Genomic DNA, 24877 nt, shown 5'->3' with positions numbered 1-24877 from the left:
AGCGATGAGCGAGGCGTCGGACCCGCTGCGCGTGGACGCTAGTCCGGAGAAGCGTTTCTTCATCCGGATGCTCGTCAAGGACATCGAGCTCATCCCTGCGGTCCTAGATCTTGTGGACAACAGTGTCGACGGCGCTCTGGCCCTGCGTGGTGAAGAGTCGTTCAAGGACCTGTGGGTCAGGCTGGACGTCAGCCCCGAAGGGTTCAAGATCTCCGATAACTGCGGCGGCATCGATCTCGATGTCGCTCGGAGTTATGCTTTCCGGTTCGGGCGTCCGGCCGAATTCCAGGGGATTGTTGGATCCATCGGCCAGTTCGGCGTTGGCATGAAGCGCGCTCTTTTCAAACTCGGAAGCGCCTTCGCGGTCGAGTCGAGGACATCCAATACATCTTTCTCCCTGAGTGTCGATGTCGACGGTTGGGCCGCTGAACCCGGGCACGATTGGACCTTCCGCTTCCAGGACACAAATCCCGATTACTCACTTCCGGACGGTGAGCAAGCCGGAACAGAGATAACGGTGTCTCCGTTGCATCCGAGCGTCGCCGAGGACTTCGGAAACAGCAGCGTAATCGGCGCGCTCCGAGCTCAACTGCGGTTGCGGCACCGATCGGCTCTCGACCGAGGCGTACTGATGGTCCTCAATGGCGATCCCTTGACTTCCTTCCTTCCAGCTCTTCAGTCCAGTGACACTATCGCGCCCATCTACCGAGCGTTTTCCTTCGATGAGACGGTAGAAGGCGTGCAAGGGACCGTAAATGTGAAGCTGTACGCCGGGATCGTGCCCGGCGAGAGGGCAGGGGATAACGACGTCGACGAAGGCGACGCCGAACAGTTCCGCTCTGACAGCGACGCCGGGTGGTACGTGTTCTGCAATCAACGCCTGCTCATCGCAGCAGACCGCACGTCGTTGACCGGATGGGGAACCGCCGCGCCCGCCTACCACCCGCAGTACAGGCGGTTCCGGGGGTACCTGTTCCTTGAGTCGGCCGCCCCGGAGCTACTGCCATGGAACACCACTAAAACCGGAGTGGACCAAGACAGTCGGGTCTGGCGCAAGGTCGCCCCCGAAATGAGAATCGCTTTGACCAACGTGGTCGCGGTGCTCAATCGCGTGAAGAACGAACGACAGAATGCCGAGACCGATCAGGAGCGGCCCATCACGGTAGCGCTGGAAGGGGCTCGACCGGTACCGCTAAGAAGCATTACAACTCAAACCCCTGTACTCCGATTCCCCACTCCCCCTCCTCAGGTGAGAGCTCGCCAGCCGGCGACAGTCCGAAAGGTCCAATACACTGTCGACCGGGATAAATACGAGCGGGTAGCCAACGCGCTAGGGGCAGCCAACACTGCTGAGGTCGGTAGGGGGACCTTCGACTACTACTACCGTCACCAGATCGACGAGGACGACTGATGGCGAAGCTAGAGTACAAGTTCCGACCTTCGAAGACGGTCCAGCGAGGCATGATTGTCGATGTATGTCGACGCCTCTCAGTTTTCGCGCCGCTACCCGAGTACCAATACGTCGGATTCGGCGGCCTTGAGTTCATCGACTTTGACTTGATGCATCGCGCTCTCGGAATCACCAATATGACGTCCCTTGAGAAGGACTTCCGGGCAATCGAACGCTACGAGTTTAACGCCCCCTTTAAGACAGTGAAGGTGCTCGCCGGGTCTTCCTCTGAACAACTGATCTATGTCGACTGGGCTCCGTTGAGCATAGTCTGGCTCGACTACGTGTGTGAACTCGAACGCAGCGTATTAGAGACGGATATAGCTCTGTTGTGCGCTAGGCTCCAGCCCGGAAGTGCACTCTTTGTGACTTTGAATGCGCATCCCGAGGCGGTGGAAGCGAAGCGCAAGGAGAAGCTTGCGAAGAATGTTGGAGAGGACAGGATTCCTAGCGGCGTAACAGGCGAAAATCTTGCAATCTGGGGACTTGCGGACGTCCAGCGGACAATACTGACGGACGCCATTGAGGAGGGCCTACGCAATCGACCCGTGCCCGCCAAGTGGCATCAAGTTCTGAACATACGCTACGCAGATGGCGGCAAAATGCAGACTCTCGGCGGAGTGGTGGTCGGCCCTGGAATGCAGAAGTCGGTAGAGCAGTGCGGATTCGGCGAGTTGGATTTCGTTCGAACCGGAAAGGATGCGCTAGTAATTCGAGTGCCAATGCTGACGCAGCGGGAACGGCTTCACCTTGAACGCCAAGTTCCGCTCGAATCGGGCGCCTCACTTGATCTACCCGGCCTCTCTCAGGAAGACAAAGACGCTTTTCTGGCCGTTTACCGATACGAACGCCTAGCATCCTGACCAACCGATCTTGGCCGCGGCGCCTCCACCTAGCGGCCTACGCTCGACTTCACTAACGTTGTGGGGTGCCTCCCAAGACCCCACGCTCATGGGCGTCGTCATCGCGCACGCGAGCAAGCATGCGAGGCAACCGATCGCGCGATACACGGCCTGAGCTTGCCGTCAGGTCCGCCGTACACGCGTTCGGACTGCGCTTCCGCGTCTGCACGCGTCCGTTGCCAGAGTTCCGCCGAACGGCCGATTTGGTCTTCACGCGCGCCAAAGTGGCGGTGTTCGTCGATGGCTGCTTCTGGCACGGCTGCCCTGCCCATCACACGACGTCGGTCAGCAACGCCTCGTACTGGGCAGACAAGGTGACCCGCAATCGGGAGCGAGACCGAGAGACCGACCTGCGCCTGACCGCCGCGGGATGGGCGGTAGTCCGAATATGGGAGCACGAGGATGTCAGTTCGGCAGCACTCCGCGTAGCCGACGTAGTGCGGAGCCGGCGAGATTGAAGAACCCGGAGTTGAGCCACAAAGGCCCCGCGAAGGCGAAGGGCCGTGACCGAATTACGCCGGCCCGCCCGGAGGTGCTGCCCCTTGAATCGAGGGCTAAACACACTGCACTAAGGCACACACACGTTCTAGCCGTGCTTGTCGCTACGTAAGTAGCACATCCTGCATCGAGGTGATGACAGCATCGGCAGCCACAAACGCGGTCACCTTCCAAGGCCGATTCGCGTATCCGATCACCCGGGCGCCCGCCGCACGGGCACTCTCGATGTCGGTCAGGGAGTCACCGACCAGCACACATTCCCTCGGCGTGACGCCGAGGGACCGGGCTGCAACCAGAATCGGCCCAGGATGCGGTTTCATCGCCGCAGGGTCCGCGTACGGTCGACCAACGATCGGCGTCACGCACTCCGAGAGTTGCTGCATCGCCAGGTATGCCGCGACCGCAGCAGCCGAGTTGTTGCTCACCACTGCGACCTGAACGCCAGTACGGTGCGCCGCCACGATGACTTCATGGCCGTACGGCGTCGGAGCGGCCAATTCGACCGCCCGCAGCTCGGCGGCACACAACGCATCATCGACCTGCTTGACGGCGGTCGGAGCGTGTGACCCCGACCAGCGCAGGACCTCCAGCGGATCGCGCTCGCTGGCCACCGAGTCCGGCACCGTGATGCCGAGTGAACGCACCACTTGCACCAACTCCTGCGCAACGCGAGAAGCCGGGTAGCCAGCGAAGATGCTGCAAATCGGCCCGTCGAAATCAAGCAAGAGCGGGCCAGGCCCGATCAGGCCTGCCGCGCTCACTGCTGGTACTCACGAGCGACGCTGTTCCACACCGAGTCAAACCACAGGCGCGACGACTCGACAAACTGCGTTCCGTGAGACGCTTCATCGTCGTCCACCGCGTAGTGGAACAGGGTGGCGTCACGGCCCATAAGGTCGAAGATCTCGACCTGCTCGCCACCGATGGTGACGTCACGGCGCACTGCCGGGTAGAAGCCGAAGAACGCCTCACGGTTGTTGAGCATGTAGAGCTTGAACGTCGGCGCGAGGCCATGCACGCGTACCTGAACGGTTGCCGACTTCACGAGGCCGAGGTCCGCCAGTTCGTGGACCTGGTCGATGATGCCGTCGGCTGATCGGCGGGTGATGCGATCGGCACGCCGTCGCACCGCTGCGTCATCCGCGCCGGTCTCGGCCAGTGCCGGCAGAGCCATCGGTACCGACATGTCCGAGAGCATGACGCGGATGGCGATGGTTTCGGGAGCGCTGCGACCTGCACGCACCATGTCGAGCGCCTCGGCTAACGCGTCCCGCAGCGTCTCGCCGGAAAACCCCGCAAAGTCGATCGCGACGTGTGCATGCTCGAAAGCCGCCTCAATCAGTGGACGGAGTTCCACCGGTCGCTGAGTCTGAGCGCGGACGAACGCGCCGCTGCCTTGACGGCTGACGATGAGGCGTTCGCTGCGCAGCGTTTCCAGCGCACGCTTGACGGTCTCTCGCGCAACGCCGTACCTGCTGGCCAACTCCGGTTGCGATGGCAGCTTGTCGCCTGGGGCGAGCTTCCTGGTCAGGATCGCGGCCCGGAGCATGTTCGCGATCTGCTGCGATGCCTGTCGAGGGTCGTCGGGGTCAAGGTCGCCGAGGAAGTCAAGATTCGCGGTCACGACTGCACGATACCGCTGACTAGCCAAGCGCGGGAAGTTTCGAGCAGGAGTCTTGACCTGACTAGCCAGGCTGCCCTATCGTCAGTTCATCGAACCTGGCTAGCCAGGAACGACAGGCAAGACGGAGTTCGTGGGAATGGCGGCTTGTCGCTGCGCGCCTGCGAATCGCCGTATGTGCGGGTTTATTGAGAACTGAATTGGGCCGCGCCTCCCTCGGGATACCGGAAAAGGTTGCCGCGCAAGGCTTCTGGCCCTTGCATGAACGCCAGCCTGTGCTGAAACGGGCTCCACACAACGCTTTCCGCCCGCCGGGTCACCTCGGACGGGTGGCCATCCTGATCTCACAGGAGAAATCGTGATCTACGACCGTGATTCGACGGACGAGCCGACCGCCGCCGACCTGGCCGCGATCGAAGACGAGTGGCCGCTGATCGAGGCGGAGATTGAGCTGCTGGACGTGCAGCTCGTCATCCTCGACGCGCGGCGGCCGATCGATGAGGTGACCGCCCGGCGGCTGCACCGGGCGCGTGACGCGGTGGTCAGTGAGGCGCTGCGCTACTACACGCGCCGCGTCAACGCCGCCCACCGGGCAGCGTGAGGGCCTGGCCGTGACCCGCATCCGCGCTCGATACCACGATCCGACCGGCGACCGGTACGGCCTGCCGACCTGGTGGTGGAAGGGCGCGCCGGACACCTACGCCACCCGCCGCCAACTCCGCGCCAGCGGCCTACGCCCCGGCGGTCAGCCGGTGGCCGGCCAAATCCTCTGGCGGGGCGTCGGCGGCGAACGCGTCGCATACCTCTACCGGCTCGACCTGGCCAAACCGCACCGTCCCGCGACCCCCGCGCAGCGACGCGCGGTCGGCCGGGCGCTGCTGGCGCGCCGGACCTGCTCGACCTGCCGCACGGTGCGGCCGTACTACATCCCGCGCTCGCTCGGCGAGTGCCTCACCTGCGCCTACCCCGAGGAGAACCCGTGACCACCGCAACCGCCTCCAGCGCCTACCCCGCCCCGATCGAGGCGCTCATGCCGCAGGCCCGCGACCTCGCCGACCGGCTCGGCGAGGTCCCCTCCCGCAACGCGCTGATGAAGGAGTTCCGCATCGGCGCCCCGAAGGCCAACGCCGTCCGCGACGCCCTCACCGACGAGCGCGCCGACGTCCCCGCCCCGGCCGCCGAGGTGCCCGCGCCGCGTGCCCTGCACGTGGTGCCGGACCTGGAGCCGGACACCGACAACCCCGCGCCTGCCGCGCCGGTCGACGTCGAGCCGGTCGCCGAGGCGATCGAGGCGCCGCCGCAGGCCACGGGTGACGGACACCCGGGCACCAACATCACCGCGCCGCCCGCCCCGCCCACCGAGGCGCCCGCCCAGCGCAAGCCGCGCTCCTGGCCCGTCTGGGTCCTGGCCCTGCCCGCGTTCGTGGCCATCTGGTCCGGCTGGGTCGGCCTCGGCGAACTCACCGGGTTCGGCGTCATCCACCCGCTCCCCGGCATCGCCGACTCGTTCTCGATCAACACGGCGATCACCCTCCCGATCGGCGTGGAGGCCTACGCGGCGTACGCCCTGGCCGTGTGGCTGTCCGACGCCTACGGCGCGTCGGTGCGCCGGTTCGCCCGCTGGTCCGCCATCGGGTCGCTCATCTTCGGGTGCGCCGGACAGGTCGCGTACCACCTGCTCAGCGCCGCCGGCGTCACCGCCGCCCCGTGGTGGATCACCACCGCCGTCGCCTGCCTGCCCGTCGCCGTCCTCGGCATGGGCGCCGCGCTCGCCCACCTCATCCACGCCAACCGCGACGCCTGAACGGAGCCACGACATGCCCGCCGACACCACGCCCCGCTGTCCGACCTGCGGCGCCCGCAACCCCCACGGCACACCCTGCCAGGCCGCCAGGCCGAAGAAGTAGCTCCGCCCGGTGCGCGGCCCACACAGGCCTAGGAACCTCGGCGGCGCACCGGTCCCCACCCCTCCGACCCCTCGACCAGCACCGTCCACTAAGGAGAGACAACGTGCCCGGATCGTTCAAGAACAAAGCAATGAGCGTCGGTCTGGCCCTGGTGGCCGGCTACTTCGTCATCACCAACCCGACCGGTTCCGCCCACGCGGTGACGACCGTCGCGCGGGGCGTGATGGCGTTCCTCGCCGCCCTGGCCGGTTAGATCCCCCGCCCGGTGCGCGGCCCACACAGGCCTAGGAACCTCGGCCGCGCACCGGTCCCCATCCCTCCACAAGGAGTCAGGAGACCTCCAGCATGACAACCCCGACCAGCGTTGGCACCCCCGCCGACGCCCGTGCCGCCCTCGGGCTACCCCCGGACCCCCCGGTGTACCCCGCGACGCACGACGGCGTCATGGAGGCGCTGACCGCCCTCGGCGACACCGCCGACGCGATCGCCGCCGTCCTGCTCGCCAACGACTACACCGGCCGCACCGCGTCCCCGGCGTGCTGCCCGATCGCCCGCTACCTCATCAACACGGTTCCCGACCTCGACGCCAACGACGTGGAGATCGGCACCGACGACGCCGGGCTCTGGAACGCGCCGCACAACTACGGCATCTATGTCGACCTGCCCGGCCCGGTGGTCGCGTTCATCACCGACTTCGACGGCGGCGCCTACCCCGAGCTGGCGTGGTGAGCGGCCAGTGCGGGCAGTGCCCGGCGCTGCACGCGGAGATCGCCCGGCTGCGCGGCGTCGTCGCCGTGCTGGAGCAGCGCATCGCGGTCCTGCGCGCGCTGCTCAGCAACGCCCTCGGCGCGGTGCGTGGCTGCGCTGAGTTCATCGACCGGGAGCTGACCGAGCCGACGATGCCGCGTGCGCGGCTTCTGCCGGCCGTTGCTCAGCGCCTGGTCGCCACCGCCGAAGACCTCGAAGGACGGAACCGATGAGCAGCGACACGTTCGACGCCGACCCGCGTTTCGGTGGCCCCGCCGAGGAGCAGCCGCCGCGCCTGTACGTCGTCAAGCCCCGCAAGCCCGACACCGACCAGGACGGCGCGCCCGAGGGTGACGCCGAGACCTATACCGAGCAGGCCGCCGACGTCGGCGACCCGGTCGACGCGGTCGACGTCGCCCCGGGCCTGTCCTGGGGCGACCTCACCGCCACGAACTCGCGCGGGCGGGCGCCGATCGTCCCCCAATGGCTACAGAGCGCCGACACCCGCCGCGCGACGTTCGCCGCGCTCCGCGAGAACCTGCGCTACTGGGCGCTGTTCCACCTCGTCCGGTCCCCGAAGTACGCCGCCAAGACCGCCTGGTACGCGCCGATCGGCGCCGGGCGCCTGGTCGGCAAGGTGATCCACTGGGCCAGCGCGGAAGAGGGCAACTGGCATCTACGCCAGCAGGCCGCGAACAGCAACGACCCGCACACCTGGCAGGCGCTCGACCGCACCCGCAGCAAGCAGTCCCGCGCCCGCTGGTGGCTGGTCATCCCCTCCACGATCGGCCTCACGGTGTCCCTGGCCGTCGTGCACGCCAGCGGCACCGTGCCCACCCTCGGCTGGTACGCCACCATGGCGGGCGCCGTGGTGCTGCTGGCGCGGGTCGGCCGCCCGGCGGACAAGCCGATCACTGACCGGGTGTCCAACGCCCCGCGGTTCACCAAGCTGACCGCCGACATGGTCCGCAACGCCCTGGTGTCGCTCGCGCTGAAGGGCATGAACGACGTCGGCAGCGTGGAGTTCGTCCACCCGGGCGTGCACCGTGACGGCCCGGGGTGGCTGGCGCGGGTGAACCTGCCCCAGGGCCTGGAGGTGGTCAAGGTGCTGGAGCGGCGCGGCGGCTTGTCTTCCGCGTTGCGGCTGCCGGTCGACCAGGTGTGGCCGTCCGCCGGGCCGGAGCACGCCGGGCAGCTCGACCTGTGGGTGGGCTACCAGCCCGCGTCCAAGATGGGGCAGCCGAAGTGGTCGATCGCCGCGCCGAACGCCCGCACGAGCGTGTTCGAGGAGCACGAGTTCGGCAGCAACGAGCGTCAGCAGCCGGTCAAGACCAGCCTGTTCGCTCGGTCGTTCGTCATCGCCGGTCAGCCGGGCTCCGGCAAGTCCTACGCGGCGCGGTCGCTGGTGCTGATGGCGTCGCAGGACCCCACCGTGGAGTTCAAGATCGCAGAGTTCAAGGGCACCGGCGACTTCATCGACCTCGCCCCGATCTGCTCGACCTACGTCGTCGGCGTCGATGACAAGGCCTACACCGAGGGCGCCGCGATCATCATGTGGGCGCTCGCCGAGGCCGAACGGCGCGGCAAGCGCGTCCTGGCCGCGAAGCAGCGCGGCGAGGCGCCCGAGGGCAAGGTCACCCCCGAGTTGGCGCGCAAGAAGGGCTCTGGCCTGCACCCGGTCGTCATCGTCATCGACGAGGCGCACGAGCTGTTCGGCGCTTCCGCCGAGGCCGCCGACGCCGCCGAACGGCTGATCAAGCGGGCACGGGCGCTGAACATCATCGTCATCCTCGCAACCCAGATCCCCGACCGCACGAGCCTGCCGCCGAACATCGTCCGGTGCGTCACGAACCGGTGGTGCCTGTCGGTGGCTGGGCAGGTGGAGAACGACATGGTCCTCGGGACCGGCGCCTACAAGCGCGGGATCACCGGCACCGTGTACCGCCCGGTGATTGACGCCGGATGGGGCTGCATGACCGGCCTCGCCGCCCCGACCGCCGTCCGGTCGCAGTACCCGACGCCAGAGGTCGCGGCGGAGATCGTGGCCCGCGCGGTCGCCATCCGAGGCGGCGCGCCGGTCGGTGGCAGCGAAGACCTGCCCACCGCGCGGGACCTGCTCGCCGACCTGGCCGACGTCTCCGCCCCCAACGGGCAGCACTGGGCGCCGGCAGCGGCGGCGCTGGTCGAGCGGTGGCCGAACGCCTACCCGGGGCTGACCGCCGACGCGCTGTCCGAACTGGCCCGCGCTGCCGGTGTACAGAGCGTCACCGTGAAGATCTCCGGCACCGCGTTGAAGGGCTACCGCCTCGACGCCCTCCGAGACCTTCTCACGGCCCGCGCCGCCGCCCCGACCGAGGGGTAACGCCGAAGGTAACGGCACCGGCAGCGGTAACGCCCCCGTTACCGCTGCCGTTACCTCCCAATCCCGCCACCTGCCTGCGCAGACATTCCGCAGGTGGGCGGTAACCGCACACCCAAAAACAGGCCCGAGAACCCCTCAGGGAGCCTTCCGTGACACCGGTCATGCTCGTTACCTTCGCCGCCGTCAGCTTCTACGCCATCGCCTGCTGGGTGCGGCCGTTCGGCCGCTGCAGCCGCTGCAAGGGCGCCGGCATCCACCAGACGTTCATCACCCACCGTTACCAGCCGTGCCGGTCATGCCGAGGCGCCGGGCTGCGGCTGCGCATCGGCCGCCGCGTGTACAACTACCTCGCCGCCGTCCAGCGCGGCGGCGCGAACCGGTGAGCATCCTCGCCCACCGCCGCGCCGCCCGCGCCGCGCGACGGCACCCCGACTGGTGCGCGGGCGGGCACCGCTGCAACCTCGGCGAGCACCGCGCCGACCCCCTCACCGTCGACGTCCCCGGCCTCGGCCGCGCACTGCTCACCCGCGTGCGCGGCCGGGACGGCCGAGAACACGCCGAGGTGACGCTGACCGTCGCTCTGGCCGACGCCGAGCCGGTCGCCCGTGCGCAACTGCTCGGCCTCGCCCGCGACCTGGACGTGGTCATCAACCGCGCCACCCGCGCCAGCGCGCACCCGGCCGCGTGATGACCGATGACCACCGCTGCACATGGCCGGTGGATCGCCGCGAGTAAGGCCCTCGGCCGTGACGTGCTGATGACTGAGCCGTATCCGCACATCTGCGGCCGACGCGTCGCCGCCGAGGACACCCTCAGCGGCGACGCGATCCGCCTCGACCAACGCGACTGCGACGCCTGCAAGGCCCGCAACGCCCCTCCACCTCGAACCAAGCCGGAGGAGAAGCCGACAATGGCACTTCGTCCTGACTCACAAGCGTTGCTGCGCAACGCGATCCGCTACGCGGAGCGCGGCTGGCCGGTCTTCCTGCTCGGCCGTACCAAGCGCCCCCTGGCCAACTGCGACGCCTGCAAAGATGCCGACGCCGAGCACGACCCGGCCGCGTGCGAATGCCTGACCTGCCATGGGTTCTACGCCGCGACCACCGACGCCGAGCGTGTCGCCGCGATGGTCGCCGCGCACCCGCGCGGCATGCTCGCCATCCGCACCGGCGTCGTCGCCGACCTGGCCGTGGTCGACATCGACCCGCGCAACGGCGGCGCCATCGACTACGACCTGATGCTCCGCACCGCGTGCGTGGTGACCGGTGGTGGGGGATGGCACCTGTACTACCGCCACCCCGGCGGGCGCCTCGCCGCCGAGCTGGCCGGTCACCCCGGCGTGGACATCAAAGCCGATGGCGGCTACGTCGTCGCCCCACCATCGGTCCACCCCGGCACGGGGCGGCCGTACCGCTGGGCTGGCGGTCACCCGGTGGTTGAGATGGCCCCCGCGCTGATCGAGGCGTGCAGGCCCGCTGAGACGCTCCCCGTAGCCGCTCCCACCGGCCCGACCCCGATGCGCCGCGCGGGGGCCATCTCATCCCCTGACGCGCTGCTGGCGTCGATCCTCGGCGCCGTCGGCCGCGCATCGAAAGGCGGTCACCGGCGCGCCATGTATGGCGCCGCCCGAGGCGTCGCCCGCATGGTCGCCGCCAGCGCCATCGACCAGGCCGACGCGGTCGCCGCGCTCACCGCGACCGGCCGCGAGCACGGCCAGACCGACCGGGAGATCCGCGAGGCCATCAAGGGCGGCTTCCGCGCCGAGCGGGTGCCCGTGACGCTCCAGCGGAGCGCCGCGTGACCGCGCCAGCGGTGGTCGAGCCGCTCAACGTCCTTGAACTGTTCGCCGGGATCGGCGGGCTGTCCCTCGGCCTGCAACGCGCCGGGATGCGCATCGTCGGCCACGTCGAGATCAACCCGTACTGCCGCGCCGTCCTGCACAAGCACTGGCCGGAGGTTCCCAGCCATGACGACGTCCGCACCGCCATCGCCTGGTGGCGCTCCCAGCCCCGCCCCCGCGTGGACGTCGTCGCCGGCGGCTACCCCTGCCAGGGAGAGTCCCTGCTCGGCGAGCGGCGCGGCGCCGACGACCCGCGCTGGCTCTGGCCGGCCATGGCCGACGTCATCGCCGACCTACGCCCTCGGTACGTCATCGGGGAGAACGTCCTCGGCCACCGAACCCGCGGCCTCGCCGCCGTCCTCGCCGACCTGCAACGGCTCAACTACACCGCCCGCGCCGGCGTTGTCCGAGCTTGCGCAATGGGCGCCCCACACACACGAACCCGACTGTTCGTCCTGGCCCACGCCCAAGAACGCGGACGCCCGCCGCGGTGCCTTGAAACCCGAGACGATCGCCCGCCGACGCCAGTACCGCAAGAACGGCCTCAACCTCCCCGACGTGATCGGTGGCCGGCCGAACCCCGCGTGGGTCGAGTGGCTGATGGGGTTCCCGCCCGGGTGGACCGACTTGCAGCCCTCGGCAACGCCGTCGTCCCCGCCGTCGCCGAACACGTCGGCCGACTCATCACCGAAGGGAGGTGACCCCGTGCACGCGCCGCACCTGCACCTCATCACCGACGACCGGCCACCGGCCACCCCGACCGCGCTGTGGGACGTGCCCGTCCCCCTCGGCGGGCGGGCCGCGCCGCCGCCGTTCCCGGTCGACGTCTACCCCGGATGGCTGGCCGACATGGTGTCCGGCGTCGCGGAGTTCACCCAGACCGACACCGCGATGGCGGGAACCGTCGCCCTGGCCGTGCTCTCCGCGTGCGCGGGCGGGCGCCTCGACGTGGAGGCCAAACCCGGCTGGCGGGAGCCGGTCAACGTGTTCGTCGCGGTCATCGCCGAACCCGGCGAGCGGAAGAGCCCCGTGCATGGAGCGCTGACCCGGCCGCTGTTCGCCGCGCAACAGACCCTCGCCGAGCGTGCCCGGCCGCGCATCGAGGAAGCCGCGACCCTCAAGGACGTGGCCAGCCGCGCGGCAGAGCAGGCCAAGGCCACTGCCGCGAAGGCTGACGCCGCCAAGCGCGACGACGCCAAGGCCGAGGCGGTCGCCGCCGCCCTGGCCGCCGAGGCCATCACCGTGCCGTCGCTGCCTCGGCTCATCGCCGATGACGTGCTGCCGGAGAAGCTCACCGGGCTGATGGCGGCCAACGGCGGCCGGATGGCGCTCATCTCCGACGAGGGCGGCATCTTCGACACCCTCGCCGGGCGCTACTCCGGCAACCCCAACCTCGACCCGTTCCTCAAGGGCCACGCTGGCACACCGATGCTCGTGGACCGCATGGGTCGGGAAGGGGAGTACATCCTGCGGCCGGCACTCACCGTGGGCGTCATGGCGCAGCCCTCCGTACTGCGCAAGTTCGGCGCCAACGGTGACCTGGCCGGGCGGGGCGTCGTCGCCCGGTTCCTGTTCGCGCTGCCGCGCAGCCTCGCCGGGTACCGCAACGACGACGCCGCCCCGCTGCCCGAGCACACCGGCGAGCACTACGCCCGCCAGGTGCACGACCTGGCCGCCACGTTCGCCGAGTGGGAAGACCCGGCCGTGGTCACCCTCACCGACGACGCCAAGAAGGTCCGATCCGAGGCAACCAACCGCATCGAGCGGCAGCTACGGCCCGGCGGGTCGCTGCGCGACATCCGGGAGTGGGCCAACAAGCTGTCCGGCGCCATGCTCCGCCTGGCCGGGCTGCTACACGTCGCGCACCACCCCACCGACGGGTGGCGCCAGCCGATCGACGCCGACCGGATGGCCGACGCGGTCCGACTGACGGCGTTCTTCATCGCGCACTACCAGGCCGCGCAGCACGTCATCGGTGGAGACCCGGCGATCGATAAGGCCCGGTCGGTGCTCGCAACGCTCATCGACCGGGAGATGTTCACCTTCACCCGGCGCGAGCTCCACCGCCGCGTGCAACGGCACGTTCCCACGGCCGCGCACGTCGGCGCCGTCCTCGACACCCTCGCCGCACACGGCTGGGTCCGCGCCACGGACGCGGGCTACGAACTGCACCCGCGCGCCGCCGAGTACGCCGCCGCCCCGCCAGACGGGGCGGGAAGCGGTGACACGGTGACAGACGCCCTCGGCGACGACGTTTCCGCAGGTGAAGACACGTCCGAGGCTGTCACCGGGTCGCGGTGACAACCGGTGACAGCGGTGACAGGCCACCCGTTCTGTCACCGCTGTCACCACCTGTCACCAGCGGGCGGTGACAGCACCAAAACGGTCGTGACCAGCTCAAACGCGCCTGCCGGGGCGCCACTGTCACCGTGTCACCGCCCCCGGCCCCTCTTCCGACAAGGCGCCCCCGCCGGGCGTGTCCAGCGAGCCCCTCAGAGCCCCTCAGACCGACTGACGCTTAGGAAGACATCGACATGAGTAAGATCTTGGCCCCATGGCCCGCACAGCGGCCCCTGTGCGCCGTTCTCCCGGCGATGCGCTCCCGCCGGTACTTGCCCAACCCCCTGCGCTCGCGCGGCTGCCCTGCGACCCCACGGCCCGGCGCGCGGGCCATCTCGTCCGCCGGACGTGACCGATGACGACCTCGATTCCGAACGCAACGCCGCACGAGGAGACGCCCATGCAACACCAGGACGCCATGCCGCTGGTGTTGACCGTTGAGCAGGCCGCGCAGCGGCTCGGTATCGGTCGAACACTCGCATACGCGTTGGTATCTAGCGGCGAAATCGAGTCCGTCACCATCGGCCGCCTTCGACGGATTCCCGCTGAATGTCTCACCGAATACATCAACCGTCTGCGTCAGCAGCGCACCCAACTACCGGCCGCCGCTTAGGAGAGAGGTAGAGAATGGCGAAACGTAGGGCCAACGGCGAATCATCGATCTATCAAGGCGCCGACGGGTATTGGCACGGCCGGGTGACGGTCGGCATCAAGGACGACGGGACACCAGACCGCCGTCACGTGAGGGGGAAAACCGAGGCCCTCGTTAAGACGAAGGTCAAGCGTCTGGAAAAAGAGCGCGATAACGGCACACTGCGGAAGGCGGGTGAGAGCTGGACTGTGGCGAAGTGGCTTACCCATTGGCTGGAGAACATCGCCACGCCGCCGAACGTCCGCGAAAACACGGCTTCCGGCTACCGGGTCGCCGTTCGAGTACACCTGATTCCGGGCCTCGGTGCTCACCGGCTGGAGAAGCTCACGCCCGAGCACATCGAGAAAATGACCCGCAATATGCAGAAGAACGGCAGCAAGCCCGCAACCGCGCACCAGGCGTTCCGCACCCTACGCGCGGCGCTCAACGAGGCGATGCGCCGTGGCCATATCGGCCGCAATCCGGCAAGCCTTGCCAAGGCGCCGAGACTCGATGATGAGGAGATCGAGCCGTATTCGGTTGAGGAAGTGCAACGGCTCCTCATGGCGGCGGCCGAATTGCCACGCAACGGTGTTCGGTGGGCAATCGCGCTCGCCCTGGGCTTGCGCCAGGGGGAAGCGCTCGGCTTGAAATGGGCCGATGTCGACCTGACGACCGGAACGCTGATTGTTCGTCGCTCTCGACTCAGGCCGCGCTGGCGACACGGATGCATCGAGCCATGCGGCCGGAAGTTCGGCGGCTATTGCCCGCAACGCCAACCGGTCCGCGCCGAGGCGGCCGACACCAAATCGCGTGCCGGCCGCCGCCGCATCGGCCTGCCGGATCAGCTCGTCTCGCTGTTGCGGCAGCATGAGATCGACCAGGCCGCCGACCGGCGCAAGGCCGCGCAGTTGTGGACCGATGACGGGTGGGTGTTCGCCACCCCGACCGGCGGACCGCTGAACCCCCGCACGGACTACGACGAATGGAAGCGGCTCCTCAAGGCCGCAGGGCTGCGGGACGGCCGGTTGCACGACGCCCGGCACACGGCGGCTACCGTGCTGCTGATCCTCGAAGTCGCCGAGCGGGCGGTGATGGGCATCATGGGCTGGTCCAACTCCGCCATGGCGAAGCGCTACCAGCACATCACGGGGCAGGTGCGGCGAGACGTGGCGAAGCGCGTCGGCGGGCTCCTCTGGCGGCCCCCCACGGAGGACGACAACCCGCCCGACGAGGGTGCCGCCGGAGTGCCGGTTTCGGCCAACTGAGACCAAAACTGAGACCACACGCAAAATCGCCCGGCGACTCACTCAGAGTCGCCGGGCGTTCGTGCTGGCCAAGGGCGGTGGCGCGGGGATTCGAACCCCGGGTGGGCGTAAACCCACACACGCTTTCGAGGCGTGCTCCTTAGGCCACTCGGACACGCCACCGCCGAGAAGGCTACCGGATGCCCATCCGCGTCCGCGCGGGGGATGGCCGTTTGGCAGGATCGGGGGCATGAGCACGCACATTGGCGCTGAGCCGGGCGAGATCGCCGAACTTGTCCTGATGCCGGGGGACCCCCTGCGGGCCAAGTGGATCGCCGAGACGTTCCTGGAGGGGGCGTCGTGTTACTCGACGGTGCGGAACATGTTCGGGTACACGGGGACGTTCCGGGGGACGCGGGTCAGCGTTCAGGGGTCCGGGATGGGGATGCCGTCGGCCAGCATCTACGCGCATGAGCTGATCAACGACTACGGGGTGAAGTCGCTGGTCAGGGTCGGGAGCTGCGGGGCGCTGGTCGAGTCGCTGCAGTTGCGGGACGTGGTGGCGGCGATCGGGTCGAGCACCGACTCGAACATGAACCGGGCCAGGTTCGACGGGCTGATCGACTACGCGCCGGTCGCGGACTTCGGGCTGCTGCGCGCGGCGGTCGACGTGGCCGATGCCAAGGGCATCACCATGCGGGTCGGGCCGATCCTGGCCGCGGACGCGTTCTACACGGACCGGCCCGACCTGTACGACAAGCTCGCCGACTACGGTGTGCTCGCCGTCGAGATGGAGTCGGCGGCGCTGTACACGATCGCCGCGCGGTTCCAGGCGAAGGCGCTGACGCTGCTGACGGTCAGCGACCACATCAAGACGGGCGAGCGGACCTCCGCGCAGGAGCGGGAGCAGACGTTCAGCCAGATGGTCGAGATCGCCCTCGAGGCGATCGTCAAGTAGCCGACACCAGAGCGAGCGTGGGCGAGAGCCGGGCGGCCCGCACCGCGGGCGCCAGCCCGGCCAGCACGCCGACGACCAGCGTGGCGACCAGCGAAGAGCCCACCGCCCACAGCGGGACCACCGGAGGCCAGGACCGCAGCAGCGCGTAGACGACGGTCACGGCGGCGCCGAGCAGCGCGCCGCCGAGGCCGCCGAGCAGCGACAGCAGCAGCGACTCGGTGAGGAACTGCAGCCGGATCTGGGCCCGCCGGGCGCCCAGGGCCCGGCGCAGGCCGATCTCGGCGCGGCGCTCCAGCACGGAGATGACCATCGTGTTGGCGACGCCGACCCCGCCGACCAGCAGCGCCACCGCGCCGAGGCCGAGCAGCAGCCCGGTGAACGCCCGGTCCACGGCGGAGCGGGCGGCCAGGGCGTCCGACGGGCGGGAGACCTGCACCTCGTTAGGGGCCGAAGGGTTCGCGGCGGCGGCGAGGACCGACGCCACCGCGGTCACGGCGTCCGGGCGGGTGCGGGCGTAGATCGTCGTCGGGTAGCCGTCGAAGTCGAGCTGGTCGGCGGCCGCCCAGCTGATGAGCGCCGCCGTGTCCAGTGCGGGCGCCAGCGGTACCGGCGACAACACCCCAACGACGGTGAACCACCGATCTCCCAGCCACACGCGCAGCCCAGGGGAGGTGACGCCGAGCAGGAACGCCGCCCGCGAGCCCAGCACCACCACGGGCGCGGCGCCGGAGCCGAGCCACGAGCCCGACGAAACCGTGGCGCCCACGGTGGGCAGCAGCGACGGTGACGCCGCCAGGACGGCGATGCCGCCCGTCGACGAGGCGGGGATGCGGTCCGTGCGGTACACCCGCGCGGACGCGACCCGGCCGGTCGAGGACACCGAGGTCACCGGCCCGATCCGGGACACCATCGCCGGCGCCGCCGACGGCAGGTGCGAGTCCTCGCCGAAGAACGACTTCCCGGGGCCGACGGTCAGGAGGTTGGTGCCCAGGGCGTCCAGCGACCGGTCGAGCGACGCCCGGCTCGATGTGGAGATCCCCACGACGGCCACCATCGCCGCGATCCCGATCGCGACGCCCAGCGCCGACAGCACCACCCGCAGCGGCCGCGTCCGCAGCCCGGCCGTGCCCACGCGCACGACGTCCAGAAACGAGAGCCTCACAGGATCCTCCCGTCGCGCATCCGCACCCGGCGGGGCAGGGCGGCCGCGATGTCCAGGTCGTGCGTGATCACCACGACGGTCGTCCCGGTGGCGTGCAGGTCGCGCAGCACCGACAGCACGCCGGCACCCGCCGCGGTGTCGAGGTTGCCGGTCGGCTCGTCGGCGAGCAGCAGCGCCGGCGAGCCCACGACGGCCCGGGCGACCGCCACCCGCTGCCGCTCGCCCCCGGACAGCTCGTGCGGCCGGTGCGTGGCCCGGTGCCCGAGCCCGACCCGGTCCAGCGCCGCCAGGGCGAGCCGCCGCCGGTCGGCGAGCCGCACCCCCGCGTAGAGCAGCCCGTCGGCGACGTTGTCGACCGCGCGCACGCCGGCCGCCAGGTGGAACTGCTGGAAGACGAAGCCGATCGTCGTCGCCCGCAGCCGGGACAGCCGGTCGTCGGGGAGCGTCCCGACGTCGAGGCCGTCGATCGCGACCGAGCCGCTGGTGGGCCGGTCCAGCGTCCCGATGAGGTTGAGCATCGTCGACTTCCCGGAGCCGGAGGGGCCCACGATCGCGAGCATCTCGCCGGCCTCGACCGACAGCGACACGCCGTCCAGTGCCGTGATGCCGCCGGTGTACGACTTCCGCACGTCCTCCAGGCGGATCATCCGGCGGTCCCGACGGTGAGCCCCTCGCGGACGTCGGGGCCCGAGACCTCGACCCGGCCCGCGGCGAACAGCCCGGTGGTGACGGCGACCGTGCGCATCGCGGGGCCGTCGACGAGCTGCAGCCCGTAGCCGCCCTCGGCGAGCGCGACCAGCGCCCCGACCGGCACGATGAGCACGCCGTCGCGCCGCTGCGAGACCAGCGTGACGTCGACGGGCGCCGACGAGTAGGCGCCGAGGGCGTCCTGGGTCGGCAGCGTCACGGTCACGTCGACGGTCACGGTCGACGGCGGCCCCGGCTGTACCGTGGCGACGGCGCCGACCGCGGTGATGGTCCCCGGCACGGTGGCGCCGTCGGGCAGCTTCACGGTGGCCTGGTCGCCGACCGAGGCGAGCCGTTGCTTGGTGACGTCGAGCCTGACCGTGACCTGCCGGGTCCGCCCGGTCCACTCCAGCAGGGGGCCGGTGGCGTTGTCGCCGAGGTGGGCCTTGACGGCGCCGACCCGGACCGGCCCGGGCGCCATGACGACCCGGCCCAGCTCGACGACGCCGGTCTCCGGCAGGCCGAGCCGCTCCTGCCAGTCCCGCACCGCCGACGCCGTCGAGGACGTGAACGAGTCGTCGGCCGTGAACCCCGTGAAGCCGAGCGCCGAGAGGTTGCGCTCGAACGCCGCGACGTCCGCGCCCGAGTCGCCCGCGCGGAGCGACCGGTGCAGCGGCGCCGCGTCGTACATGAGCAGCACCGGCAGGCCGTCGACGTGCAGCAGCGGCTGGCCGCGCTCGACGGTGGCCCCCTCGGCGGGCAGGCTGGTGACCATCCCGGGCAGCCGGCCGGTCACGGTGGTCGCGGGGCCGAAGTCGAGGGTCCCGTCGACGTCCTCGGTCTCGGTGAGCGTCCCGCGGGTGATCTTCGTCGTGGCCACCGGGGGCCGGTCCGCGGCCGGCGCCGGGTCGCGGTCGAGCAGCACCCACCCGCCGGCGCCGGCGAGCGCGAGGACCGGCAGGGCGATCAGCAGGGTGCGCCTCACCGGCCCACGACCCCCTTGCACGCGTTCGCCGCCTCCTGGAAGCCGGGCTTGCCGACGAGCTTGACCATGTCGCCGACGCCCGTCGCGGGGTCGGGGTCCGGCATGTCGATGCCGTGCTCGCGCATGCACCTGGCGAACTGGCGGGCCTGCTCGAGCTGCTCGGGGGTGAGGTTGCTCAGGGTGCCGCCGTTGGGCAGCAGCCGCTGGCAGGCCGGCATCGCCTCGGCGACCTTGTCCCGGTCCACGCCGGGGCCGAACTCCAGCTTGCCGTCGGGGCCCGGGTCGGGCACCTCGACGCCGTGCTCGCGCATGCACTGCGCGAACTGCCGGTTGGCCTCGGCCTGGCTGATGGACGGCGACGCGGACGCGGCGGCGCCGCCACCCGCCGTGGCCACGGACGGGCCGGTCGTGGACGAGCAGGCGGCCAGCAGCAGCACCGTCGTCAGCAGGATTCGTCTCATGCGGGCAGCAGACGCCTCCGCCGATAAACGGGCCGTGAGCCTGCGGGCTTATCCCGGGCTTACGCGGCGGGCGGGCACCATGGATCGCGTGCGGGTACTGGTGGTCGAGGACGAGCAGCTGCTGGCCGACGCGGTCGCCGAAGGGCTGCGCCGGGAGTCGTTCGCGGTCGACGTCGCCTACGACGGCGACGGCGCGCTGGAGCGGCTCGGGGTCAACGAGTACGACGTGCTGGTCCTCGACCGGGATCTGCCGTCGGTCGGCGGCGACGACGTCTGCCGGTGGGTGAGCGCCGAGCTGCCGGAGACCCGGATCCTGATGCTGACAGCCGCCTCCGCGGTCCTCGACCGGGTCGAGGGGCTGTCGCTCGGCGCCGACGACTACCTCGGCAAGCCGTTCGCGTTCGCCGAGCTGGTCGCGCGGGTCCGGGCGCTCGGCCGGCGGGCCAGGGCGGCGACCCCGCCGGTGCTGGAGCGCGGCGACCTGCGCCTGGACCCCAACCGGCGGGAGGTGTTCCGCGCCGGGCGTTACGTGACGCTGACCCGCAAGGAGTTCGCGGTCCTGGAGGAGCTGCTGCGGGCCGGCGGCGCCGTGCTCAGCGCCGAGCAGCTCCTCGAACGCGCCTGGGACGAGCACATCGACCCGTTCACCAACGTGCTGCGGGTGACGGTGATGACGCTGCGCCGCAAGCTCGGCGACCCGCCGGTGATCGAGACCGTGGCCGGCGTCGGGTACCAGATCCGATGAGCGGCCAGCGGAGCGTCTCGGGCCGCTCATCATGGGCGTGGGTTGGCTCAGGCCGGCGCCGGAGCGCAGCGGAGGTGACGGCATGAGCCGGCTCGGAATCCGGACGCGGCTGACCGTCCTGTACGGCGTGCTCTTCCTCCTCGGCGGGACCATCCTGCTCGGCGTCACCTACTTCCTGGTGCGGGAGAACATCCACCAGCGCGGCGCCGGCACGACCGCGGACCTGCCGGCCGAGATCAGGATCGGCAACGTGGCGGTCAACGAGTTCGTCCAGCAGCTGGCGGCGCGCCAGGCGCGGATCGAGCAGGACACCCTCGACGCGCTGATCACCCAGGGCGCGATCGCGCTCGGCGCGGTGACGGTGATCGGCGTCGGGTTCGGCTGGCTGATGGCGGAGCGGGCGCTGCGGCCGGTCGGGCGGATCACCGAGACGGCGCGCCGGGTCGCGGGCGGCAGCCTGCACGAGCGGATCGCGCTGCAGGGGCCGGCCGACGAGATCAAGGAGCTGGCGGACACGTTCGACTCGATGCTGGAGCGCCTCGACGGCGCGTTCGACGGGCAGCGCCGCTTCGTGGCCAGCGCCTCGCACGAGCTGCGCACGCCGCTGACCATCAACCGCACGCTGATCGAGGTCGCGCTGGGCCGCCCGTCGCCGCCGCCGGAGCTCGTGCACCTCGGGGAGACGCTGCTCGCGGTCAACGCGCGGCACGAGCGGCTGATCGACGGGCTGCTCACCCTGGTGGCCTCGGAGCAGGCGCTGACCGTGCACGAGACGGTGGACCTCGCGGAGATCGCGCGGCACGTCACGGCCGGTGCCGCCGCCGACGTGTCGCCGGGCGCGGCGCCGACCGTCGGCGACCCCGTGCTGCTGGAGCGGGTGGTGCAGAACCTCGTCGACAACGCGCTCGCGTACAACGTGGAGGGCGGCGACGTGTGGGTGCGCACCCGCACGACCGGCGCCTCGGCGGAGCTCGTCGTGGAGAACACCGGCCCGGTGATCCCGGCCTACGAGGTGCCGCGGCTGTTCGAGCCGTTCCGCCGGCTGCGCGGGCGCACCGGGTCGGCGCGGGGCACGGGGCTGGGCCTGTCGATCGTGCGCTCGGTCGCGGTCGCGCACGGCGGGCGGGTCGACGCGCGGCCCCGCGACGGCGGCGGGCTCATCGTCACGGTGACCCTGCCCACACACAAACTAACCGATCGGTCGGTCGTTTAGTTGGTACCGTCGGGGGCGTGCCCACCGTCGACGGCCGCCTGGCGCGCGGCGAACGTGCCCGCACCGCCACCCTCGACGTCGCGGTGGCGCTCGCGACCGAGTCCGGCCTCGACGGGCTGTCGTTCAGCCAGCTCGCGGAGCGGGCCGGGGTCAGCAAGTCGGGCCTGTTCGCGCACTGGTCGACGAAGGAGGAGCTGCAGCTCGCCGCCGTCGCCCACGCCTCGCAGCGCTTCACCGAGGTGGTCGTGCGCCCCGCGCTGCGGGCGCCGCGCGGCATCCGCCGGCTGTGGGCGCTCCAGGAGAGCCGGCTCGCCGACATGGCCAGCGGCGCCCTGCCCGGCGGCTGCTTCTTCACCAACGCGCAGTTCGAGTTCACGGTCCGGCCCGGCAGCGTCCGCGACGCGCTGAGCGCCGCCCTCGCCGACTGGCACACCCTGTTGGAGCGGCTGATCACCGAGGCGGTCGAGCTCGGCGAGCTGCCCGCCGGCGTCCACCCTCCGCGGCTCGCGTTCGAGCTCAACGCGCTGGGCACCGCGGCGGTCTACGAGTCGCGGCTGCTGCGGGCGGAGGAGATCTACACGTACGCGCGGACGGCCGCCCTGGACCGGCTGCGCGCCCTGGCCCTGGTCCCGTATCTGGAGGCGCTGACATGACCACCACCGTCCTGCCCGGCCACGTCGCCCCGTTCGTCGTGCACTTCGACGACCTCGACGCGATGGGCATCGTGCACAACGCCCGCTACGCGGTGTTCCTGGAGCGGGCGCTGTCGCAGTGGTGGGCCGAGCGCGGCCACTCCTACGCCGGCGGCCGGCCGACCACGCCGGACGTGATGCACGCCGTCGCGGAGTACTCGATCTCCTACAGGGCGCCCGTCCGCGGCACCGGCGAGATCGGCGTCCACTTCTGGATCGAGACGCTCGGCGAGACGAGCGCCGTCTACCGCTTCCGCATCCTGTCCGCCGACGGCCTGACCGTCCACGCGGAGGGCCGGCGCGTCAACGTGAAGCTCGACCCGCGCACGCTGCGCCCCGCGCCGTGGAGCGAGGACGCCCGCACGCACGCGAGCACTCTGCTCAGTTCCTGAAGGTTGTCGCCGATGCGTCCGGTATCGATCGCCGGGACGGAAGGTGCCTCACCATGCAGCGTCGGTCCGACATCCACGTGACCGTGCCGCGGGGGCGGCTCACCGGCCTGCTGGCGGACCTCGGCCTCAACGCGCGCAACGCCCTCGTCGTCGGACCAGAACCTGGCCGAGTACCGGAAGGCCGCCGAGGCGTCGCCGGCCCGCCTCGCCGCGGCCGACGAGCTGGAGAAGACCATCCTCGCCTACCGGCAGCTGCGCAATGCCGCGTTCCTGGGCGAGGGCGCGGCCGCCGCCGGCTCGCCCGTGCCGGCCGCGCGGCAGCAACAGCAGGCGGAGCAGATCGAGTCGGCGTTGCTTGCGGCGGTACAGAAGGTGCAGGACCTCGAACTGTCCGAGGCGGAGGCGCGGTCGGCGCAGGTCGAGGCCCGGTTCTCGGATGCCCGCACCACGATGATCGTGGCCTACGCCGTGGGCATCCTGCTCGCGCTGATCCTGGCCGTCTGGGCCGCACGGCTGACGAGACGCCAGCTGTCGAGCGTGTCGGCGGCCCTCGGTACCGTCGCCGCGGGTGACCTGACGACGTCCGCGGAGGTGCGCGGGCGGGACGAGCTGGGCCAGATGGCCGCCGCGGTCAACGCGGCCCGCACCGGGCTGCGCGACACCGTCTCCTCGCTGACCGCCGGCTCCCGGACGCTCGGCCAGAACACCTCCCGGCTGACGTCCGTCACCAGGCTCCTCGCCGGCAGCGCGTCGGAGGCGGCCCGGCAGGCGGGGCTGGTCGCGTCGTCCGCGGGCAGCGTCTCCACCAACACCCAGGCCGCCGCGGCCGGCGCCGACGAGATGGACGCCTCGATCCGCGAGATCGCCCGCAACGCCAACGAGGCCGTCACCGTCGCCGCCGAGGCGGTCGGCGTCGCGGCCACCACGACCAACACCGTCTCGCAGCTCGGCGCGTCGTCGGCGGAGATCGGCAACATCGTCGCGACGATCACCGCGATCGCGACGCAGACCAACCTGCTCGCCCTCAACGCGACGATCGAGGCGGCCCGCGCGGGCGCGGCCGGCAAGGGCTTCGCCGTGGTGGCCAGCGAGGTGAAGGACCTGGCGCAGGAGACCGCCCGCGCGACCGGCCAGATCTCCGAGCAGGTCAGCGCCATCCAGGTCGACACCGCCGAGGCCGTCGAGGCGATCAGCCGCATCAGCGAGATCATCGCGCGGATCAACGAGTATCAGCTGACGATCGCCGCGGCCGTCGAGCAGCAGAGCGCCACCACGAAGGAGATGAGCCGCAGCGTCGCCGGCACCGCCGACTCCTCGACCGACATCGCCACCAACATCACCGGCGTGGCCGACGCGACCCAGCAGACCACGACCAACCTCGCCGAGGCCGACGCGGCCGTCGCCGACCTGACCCGCCTCAGCGACGAGCTCCAGCAACTGGCCGGCCGCTTCCGCACCTGACGGGGCGGCGCGCGGCGCTGCCTCAGGGGCGCCGGTGCCGCCGGTGCATCGACGCCGCCTGTGCATCGATGCAGCCTGTGCGTCAGGGCCGTTGGTGCATCGTGGGGCCCCGGGTGTCAGGGCCGCCGGTGCGTCGGCGTTGCCTTGGCGTCAGCGCTGCTGGTGGAAGAACGTCTTGAGCAGGGTCGCGGACTCTGCCGCCAGTACACCTGCCAACACCTCAGGACGGTGGGTCTGCCGGCGGTCGCGGAGGACGTCCCACAGGGAGCCCACGGCGCCGGTCTTGGGCTCCCACGCGCCGAAGACCACGGTGCCGACCCTGGCGAGCACGAGGGCGCCGGCGCACATCGTGCACGGCTCGACGGTGACCACCAGGGCGCAGTCCTCCAGCCGCCAGGCGCCGAGGCGCACGGCCGCGCGGCGCAGCGCCAGGAGCTCGGCGTGCGCGGTCGGGTCGCCGGTGGCCTCCCGCTCGTTGTGGGCGGCGCCGAGCTCCGTGCCGTCGGGGCCGAGGACGACGGCCCCGATCGGCACATCGGCGCCGGCCGATGCGGCGACCGCCAGGGCCCGCCGCAT

At 70.6% G+C, this 24877-nt stretch carries 30 protein-coding genes and 1 tRNA gene; 23 read left to right on the top strand and 8 right to left on the bottom strand.

The features are described from left to right. Positions 1-4 precede the first annotated feature (4 nt). The 3 genes from AB0J72_RS19905 to AB0J72_RS19895 all read left to right on the top strand — a co-directional run bounded on the left by AB0J72_RS19905 (position 5) and on the right by AB0J72_RS19895 (position 2810). The gene (locus AB0J72_RS19905) at positions 5-1411 is read left to right on the top strand and encodes an ATP-binding protein (RefSeq protein WP_363400674.1); all 1407 of its coding nucleotides are present in this window, start codon (positions 5-7) and stop codon (positions 1409-1411) included. Beyond that, the gene (locus tag AB0J72_RS19900; protein ID WP_363400672.1) at positions 1411-2313 is read left to right on the top strand and encodes an O-methyltransferase; all 903 of its coding nucleotides are present in this window, start codon (positions 1411-1413) and stop codon (positions 2311-2313) included. The genes AB0J72_RS19905 and AB0J72_RS19900 overlap by 1 nt, the downstream gene beginning before the upstream one ends. 65 nt (positions 2314-2378) lie before the next feature. Next, the gene (locus AB0J72_RS19895) at positions 2379-2810 is read left to right on the top strand and encodes a very short patch repair endonuclease (RefSeq protein ID WP_363400670.1); all 432 of its coding nucleotides are present in this window, start codon (positions 2379-2381) and stop codon (positions 2808-2810) included. 144 nt (positions 2811-2954) lie between these two features. On the opposite strand, the gene AB0J72_RS19890 is transcribed toward AB0J72_RS19895, so the two are convergent. Together AB0J72_RS19890 and AB0J72_RS19885 are read right to left on the bottom strand one after the other, a co-directional pair. After that, a complete protein-coding gene (locus tag AB0J72_RS19890; protein ID WP_363400668.1) occupies positions 2955-3611 on the bottom strand; it encodes an HAD family phosphatase in 657 nt (218 codons plus the stop codon). Beyond that, positions 3608-4474, bottom strand: a complete 867-nt coding sequence (locus AB0J72_RS19885) for a winged helix-turn-helix domain-containing protein (protein ID WP_363400666.1) — start codon at positions 4472-4474, stop codon at positions 3608-3610. Before AB0J72_RS19885 ends, AB0J72_RS19890 begins: the two co-directional genes overlap by 4 nt. A 352-nt stretch (positions 4475-4826) precedes the next feature. Here AB0J72_RS19885 and AB0J72_RS19880 point away from each other — a divergent pair, with 352 nt between their 5' ends. The 14 genes from AB0J72_RS19880 (at position 4827) to AB0J72_RS19815 (ending at position 15566) form a co-directional block, all read left to right on the top strand. Then, positions 4827-5072, top strand: coding sequence for a DUF6284 family protein (locus AB0J72_RS19880; RefSeq protein WP_363400821.1), 246 nt, complete (start codon positions 4827-4829; stop codon positions 5070-5072). 10 nt (positions 5073-5082) lie between these two features. Then, positions 5083-5454 (top strand): RRQRL motif-containing zinc-binding protein, encoded by a 372-nt coding sequence (locus AB0J72_RS19875; protein ID WP_363400664.1) that lies wholly within the window; start codon positions 5083-5085, stop codon positions 5452-5454. A 47-nt stretch (positions 5455-5501) separates the two neighbouring features. Beyond that, positions 5502-6275, top strand: a complete 774-nt coding sequence (locus AB0J72_RS19870; protein ID WP_363400819.1) for an ABC transporter permease — start codon at positions 5502-5504, stop codon at positions 6273-6275. 233 nt (positions 6276-6508) lie between these two features. Continuing rightward, positions 6509-6631, top strand: a complete 123-nt coding sequence (locus AB0J72_RS19865; protein ID WP_363400662.1) for a hypothetical protein — start codon at positions 6509-6511, stop codon at positions 6629-6631. Between the two features lie 92 nt (positions 6632-6723). Continuing rightward, positions 6724-7107: a hypothetical protein gene (locus tag AB0J72_RS19860; RefSeq protein ID WP_363400660.1), complete on the top strand. Its 384-nt coding sequence runs from the start codon at positions 6724-6726 to the stop codon at positions 7105-7107. Beyond that, on the top strand, positions 7104-7358 hold the full coding sequence (locus tag AB0J72_RS19855) for a hypothetical protein (RefSeq protein WP_363400658.1): 255 nt from the start codon (positions 7104-7106) through the stop codon (positions 7356-7358). The genes AB0J72_RS19860 and AB0J72_RS19855 overlap by 4 nt, the downstream gene beginning before the upstream one ends. Further along, on the top strand, positions 7355-9487 hold the full coding sequence (locus tag AB0J72_RS19850) for an AAA family ATPase (protein WP_363400656.1): 2133 nt from the start codon (positions 7355-7357) through the stop codon (positions 9485-9487). The genes AB0J72_RS19855 and AB0J72_RS19850 overlap by 4 nt, the downstream gene beginning before the upstream one ends. Before the next feature lie 149 nt (positions 9488-9636). Further along, positions 9637-9870 carry a hypothetical protein gene (locus AB0J72_RS19845; RefSeq protein ID WP_363400654.1) on the top strand — a complete coding sequence of 78 codons (234 nt, stop codon included), beginning with the start codon at positions 9637-9639 and terminating at the stop codon, positions 9868-9870. Then, positions 9867-10175, top strand: coding sequence for a hypothetical protein (locus tag AB0J72_RS19840; protein ID WP_363400652.1), 309 nt, complete (start codon positions 9867-9869; stop codon positions 10173-10175). Before AB0J72_RS19845 ends, AB0J72_RS19840 begins: the two co-directional genes overlap by 4 nt. Before the next feature lie 222 nt (positions 10176-10397). Next, positions 10398-11288 carry a bifunctional DNA primase/polymerase gene (locus AB0J72_RS19835; protein WP_363400817.1) on the top strand — a complete coding sequence of 297 codons (891 nt, stop codon included), beginning with the start codon at positions 10398-10400 and terminating at the stop codon, positions 11286-11288. Continuing rightward, positions 11285-12028, top strand: a complete 744-nt coding sequence (locus tag AB0J72_RS19830; RefSeq protein WP_363400650.1) for a DNA cytosine methyltransferase — start codon at positions 11285-11287, stop codon at positions 12026-12028. Before AB0J72_RS19835 ends, AB0J72_RS19830 begins: the two co-directional genes overlap by 4 nt. Before the next feature lie 4 nt (positions 12029-12032). Beyond that, the gene (locus AB0J72_RS19825) at positions 12033-13628 is read left to right on the top strand and encodes a YfjI family protein (protein ID WP_363400648.1); all 1596 of its coding nucleotides are present in this window, start codon (positions 12033-12035) and stop codon (positions 13626-13628) included. Positions 13629-14067: 439 nt separating this feature from the next. Further along, positions 14068-14280, top strand: coding sequence for a helix-turn-helix domain-containing protein (locus AB0J72_RS19820; RefSeq protein WP_363400815.1), 213 nt, complete (start codon positions 14068-14070; stop codon positions 14278-14280). Between the two features lie 14 nt (positions 14281-14294). Then, entirely contained in the window at positions 14295-15566 is a 1272-nt protein-coding gene (locus AB0J72_RS19815) for a tyrosine-type recombinase/integrase (RefSeq protein WP_363400646.1), read from the top strand. 75 nt (positions 15567-15641) lie between these two features. Here AB0J72_RS19815 and AB0J72_RS19810 read toward each other — a convergent pair. After that, positions 15642-15728, bottom strand: a tRNA-Ser gene (locus AB0J72_RS19810). Between the two features lie 67 nt (positions 15729-15795). Here AB0J72_RS19810 and deoD point away from each other — a divergent pair. Next, entirely contained in the window at positions 15796-16503 is a 708-nt protein-coding gene (gene deoD, locus AB0J72_RS19805; protein ID WP_363400644.1) for a purine-nucleoside phosphorylase, read from the top strand. Here deoD and AB0J72_RS19800 read toward each other — a convergent pair. From AB0J72_RS19800 to AB0J72_RS19785, 4 genes are read right to left on the bottom strand one after another with little or no spacing between them, the layout of a single operon-like run. Beyond that, positions 16496-17665 carry an FtsX-like permease family protein gene (locus AB0J72_RS19800; RefSeq protein WP_363400642.1) on the bottom strand — a complete coding sequence of 390 codons (1170 nt, stop codon included), beginning with the start codon at positions 17663-17665 and terminating at the stop codon, positions 16496-16498. The genes deoD and AB0J72_RS19800 overlap by 8 nt on opposite strands. Further along, entirely contained in the window at positions 17662-18312 is a 651-nt protein-coding gene (locus tag AB0J72_RS19795; RefSeq protein WP_363400640.1) for an ABC transporter ATP-binding protein, read from the bottom strand. The genes AB0J72_RS19800 and AB0J72_RS19795 overlap by 4 nt, the downstream gene beginning before the upstream one ends. Continuing rightward, on the bottom strand, positions 18309-19337 hold the full coding sequence (locus AB0J72_RS19790) for a peptidoglycan-binding domain-containing protein (RefSeq protein WP_363400638.1): 1029 nt from the start codon (positions 19335-19337) through the stop codon (positions 18309-18311). The genes AB0J72_RS19795 and AB0J72_RS19790 overlap by 4 nt, the downstream gene beginning before the upstream one ends. Further along, positions 19334-19798: a hypothetical protein gene (locus AB0J72_RS19785; protein WP_363400636.1), complete on the bottom strand. Its 465-nt coding sequence runs from the start codon at positions 19796-19798 to the stop codon at positions 19334-19336. The genes AB0J72_RS19790 and AB0J72_RS19785 overlap by 4 nt, the downstream gene beginning before the upstream one ends. An 88-nt stretch (positions 19799-19886) precedes the next feature. Between AB0J72_RS19785 and AB0J72_RS19780 the strand changes: the two genes are divergently transcribed. The 5 genes from AB0J72_RS19780 to AB0J72_RS19760 all read left to right on the top strand — a co-directional run bounded on the left by AB0J72_RS19780 (position 19887) and on the right by AB0J72_RS19760 (position 24301). Beyond that, positions 19887-20543, top strand: coding sequence for a response regulator transcription factor (locus tag AB0J72_RS19780; protein ID WP_363400634.1), 657 nt, complete (start codon positions 19887-19889; stop codon positions 20541-20543). Positions 20544-20625: 82 nt separating this feature from the next. Next, positions 20626-21756 (top strand): ATP-binding protein, encoded by a 1131-nt coding sequence (locus AB0J72_RS19775; protein ID WP_363400632.1) that lies wholly within the window; start codon positions 20626-20628, stop codon positions 21754-21756. Positions 21757-21773: 17 nt separating this feature from the next. Then, positions 21774-22409, top strand: a complete 636-nt coding sequence (locus tag AB0J72_RS19770; RefSeq protein WP_363400630.1) for a TetR family transcriptional regulator — start codon at positions 21774-21776, stop codon at positions 22407-22409. Beyond that, positions 22406-22840, top strand: coding sequence for a thioesterase family protein (locus AB0J72_RS19765; protein WP_363400628.1), 435 nt, complete (start codon positions 22406-22408; stop codon positions 22838-22840). The genes AB0J72_RS19770 and AB0J72_RS19765 overlap by 4 nt, the downstream gene beginning before the upstream one ends. 303 nt (positions 22841-23143) lie before the next feature. Further along, positions 23144-24301 carry a methyl-accepting chemotaxis protein gene (locus AB0J72_RS19760; protein WP_363400626.1) on the top strand — a complete coding sequence of 386 codons (1158 nt, stop codon included), beginning with the start codon at positions 23144-23146 and terminating at the stop codon, positions 24299-24301. A gap of 150 nt (positions 24302-24451) precedes the next feature. Here the strand turns inward: AB0J72_RS19760 and AB0J72_RS19755 are convergent, their stop codons facing one another. After that, positions 24452-24877: a nucleoside deaminase gene (locus AB0J72_RS19755; protein WP_363400624.1), complete on the bottom strand. Its 426-nt coding sequence runs from the start codon at positions 24875-24877 to the stop codon at positions 24452-24454.

This window comes from Dactylosporangium sp. NPDC049742 (genome assembly GCF_040674675.1).
GTDB lineage: Bacteria > Actinomycetota > Actinomycetes > Mycobacteriales > Micromonosporaceae > Dactylosporangium > Dactylosporangium maewongense.
The sequence above is the reverse complement of the archived record's forward strand: the minus strand, read 5'-3'. Positions and strand labels throughout refer to the sequence as shown.

Bases quoted from the DNA above. Each gene is read 5' to 3' on its own strand.
- AB0J72_RS19905 (WP_363400674.1), top strand. From the start codon at position 5: ATGAGCGAGGCGTCGGACCCGCTGCGCGTGGACGCTAGTCCGGAGAAG.
- AB0J72_RS19900 (WP_363400672.1), top strand. From the start codon at position 1,411: ATGGCGAAGCTAGAGTACAAGTTCCGACCTTCGAAGACGGTCCAGCGA.
- AB0J72_RS19870 (WP_363400819.1), top strand. From the start codon at position 5,502: ATGCCGCAGGCCCGCGACCTCGCCGACCGGCTCGGCGAGGTCCCCTCC.
- AB0J72_RS19865 (WP_363400662.1), top strand. From the start codon at position 6,509: ATGAGCGTCGGTCTGGCCCTGGTGGCCGGCTACTTCGTCATCACCAAC.
- AB0J72_RS19860 (WP_363400660.1), top strand. From the start codon at position 6,724: ATGACAACCCCGACCAGCGTTGGCACCCCCGCCGACGCCCGTGCCGCC.
- AB0J72_RS19850 (WP_363400656.1), top strand. From the start codon at position 7,355: ATGAGCAGCGACACGTTCGACGCCGACCCGCGTTTCGGTGGCCCCGCC.
- AB0J72_RS19835 (WP_363400817.1), top strand. From the start codon at position 10,398: ATGGCACTTCGTCCTGACTCACAAGCGTTGCTGCGCAACGCGATCCGC.
- AB0J72_RS19820 (WP_363400815.1), top strand. From the start codon at position 14,068: ATGCAACACCAGGACGCCATGCCGCTGGTGTTGACCGTTGAGCAGGCC.
- AB0J72_RS19815 (WP_363400646.1), top strand. From the start codon at position 14,295: ATGGCGAAACGTAGGGCCAACGGCGAATCATCGATCTATCAAGGCGCC.
- deoD (WP_363400644.1), top strand. From the start codon at position 15,796: ATGAGCACGCACATTGGCGCTGAGCCGGGCGAGATCGCCGAACTTGTC.
- AB0J72_RS19795 (WP_363400640.1), bottom strand. From the start codon at position 18,312: ATGATCCGCCTGGAGGACGTGCGGAAGTCGTACACCGGCGGCATCACG.
- AB0J72_RS19785 (WP_363400636.1), bottom strand. From the start codon at position 19,798: ATGAGACGAATCCTGCTGACGACGGTGCTGCTGCTGGCCGCCTGCTCG.
- AB0J72_RS19775 (WP_363400632.1), top strand. From the start codon at position 20,626: ATGAGCCGGCTCGGAATCCGGACGCGGCTGACCGTCCTGTACGGCGTG.
- AB0J72_RS19765 (WP_363400628.1), top strand. From the start codon at position 22,406: ATGACCACCACCGTCCTGCCCGGCCACGTCGCCCCGTTCGTCGTGCAC.
- AB0J72_RS19755 (WP_363400624.1), bottom strand. From the start codon at position 24,877: ATGCGGCGGGCCCTGGCGGTCGCCGCATCGGCCGGCGCCGATGTGCCG.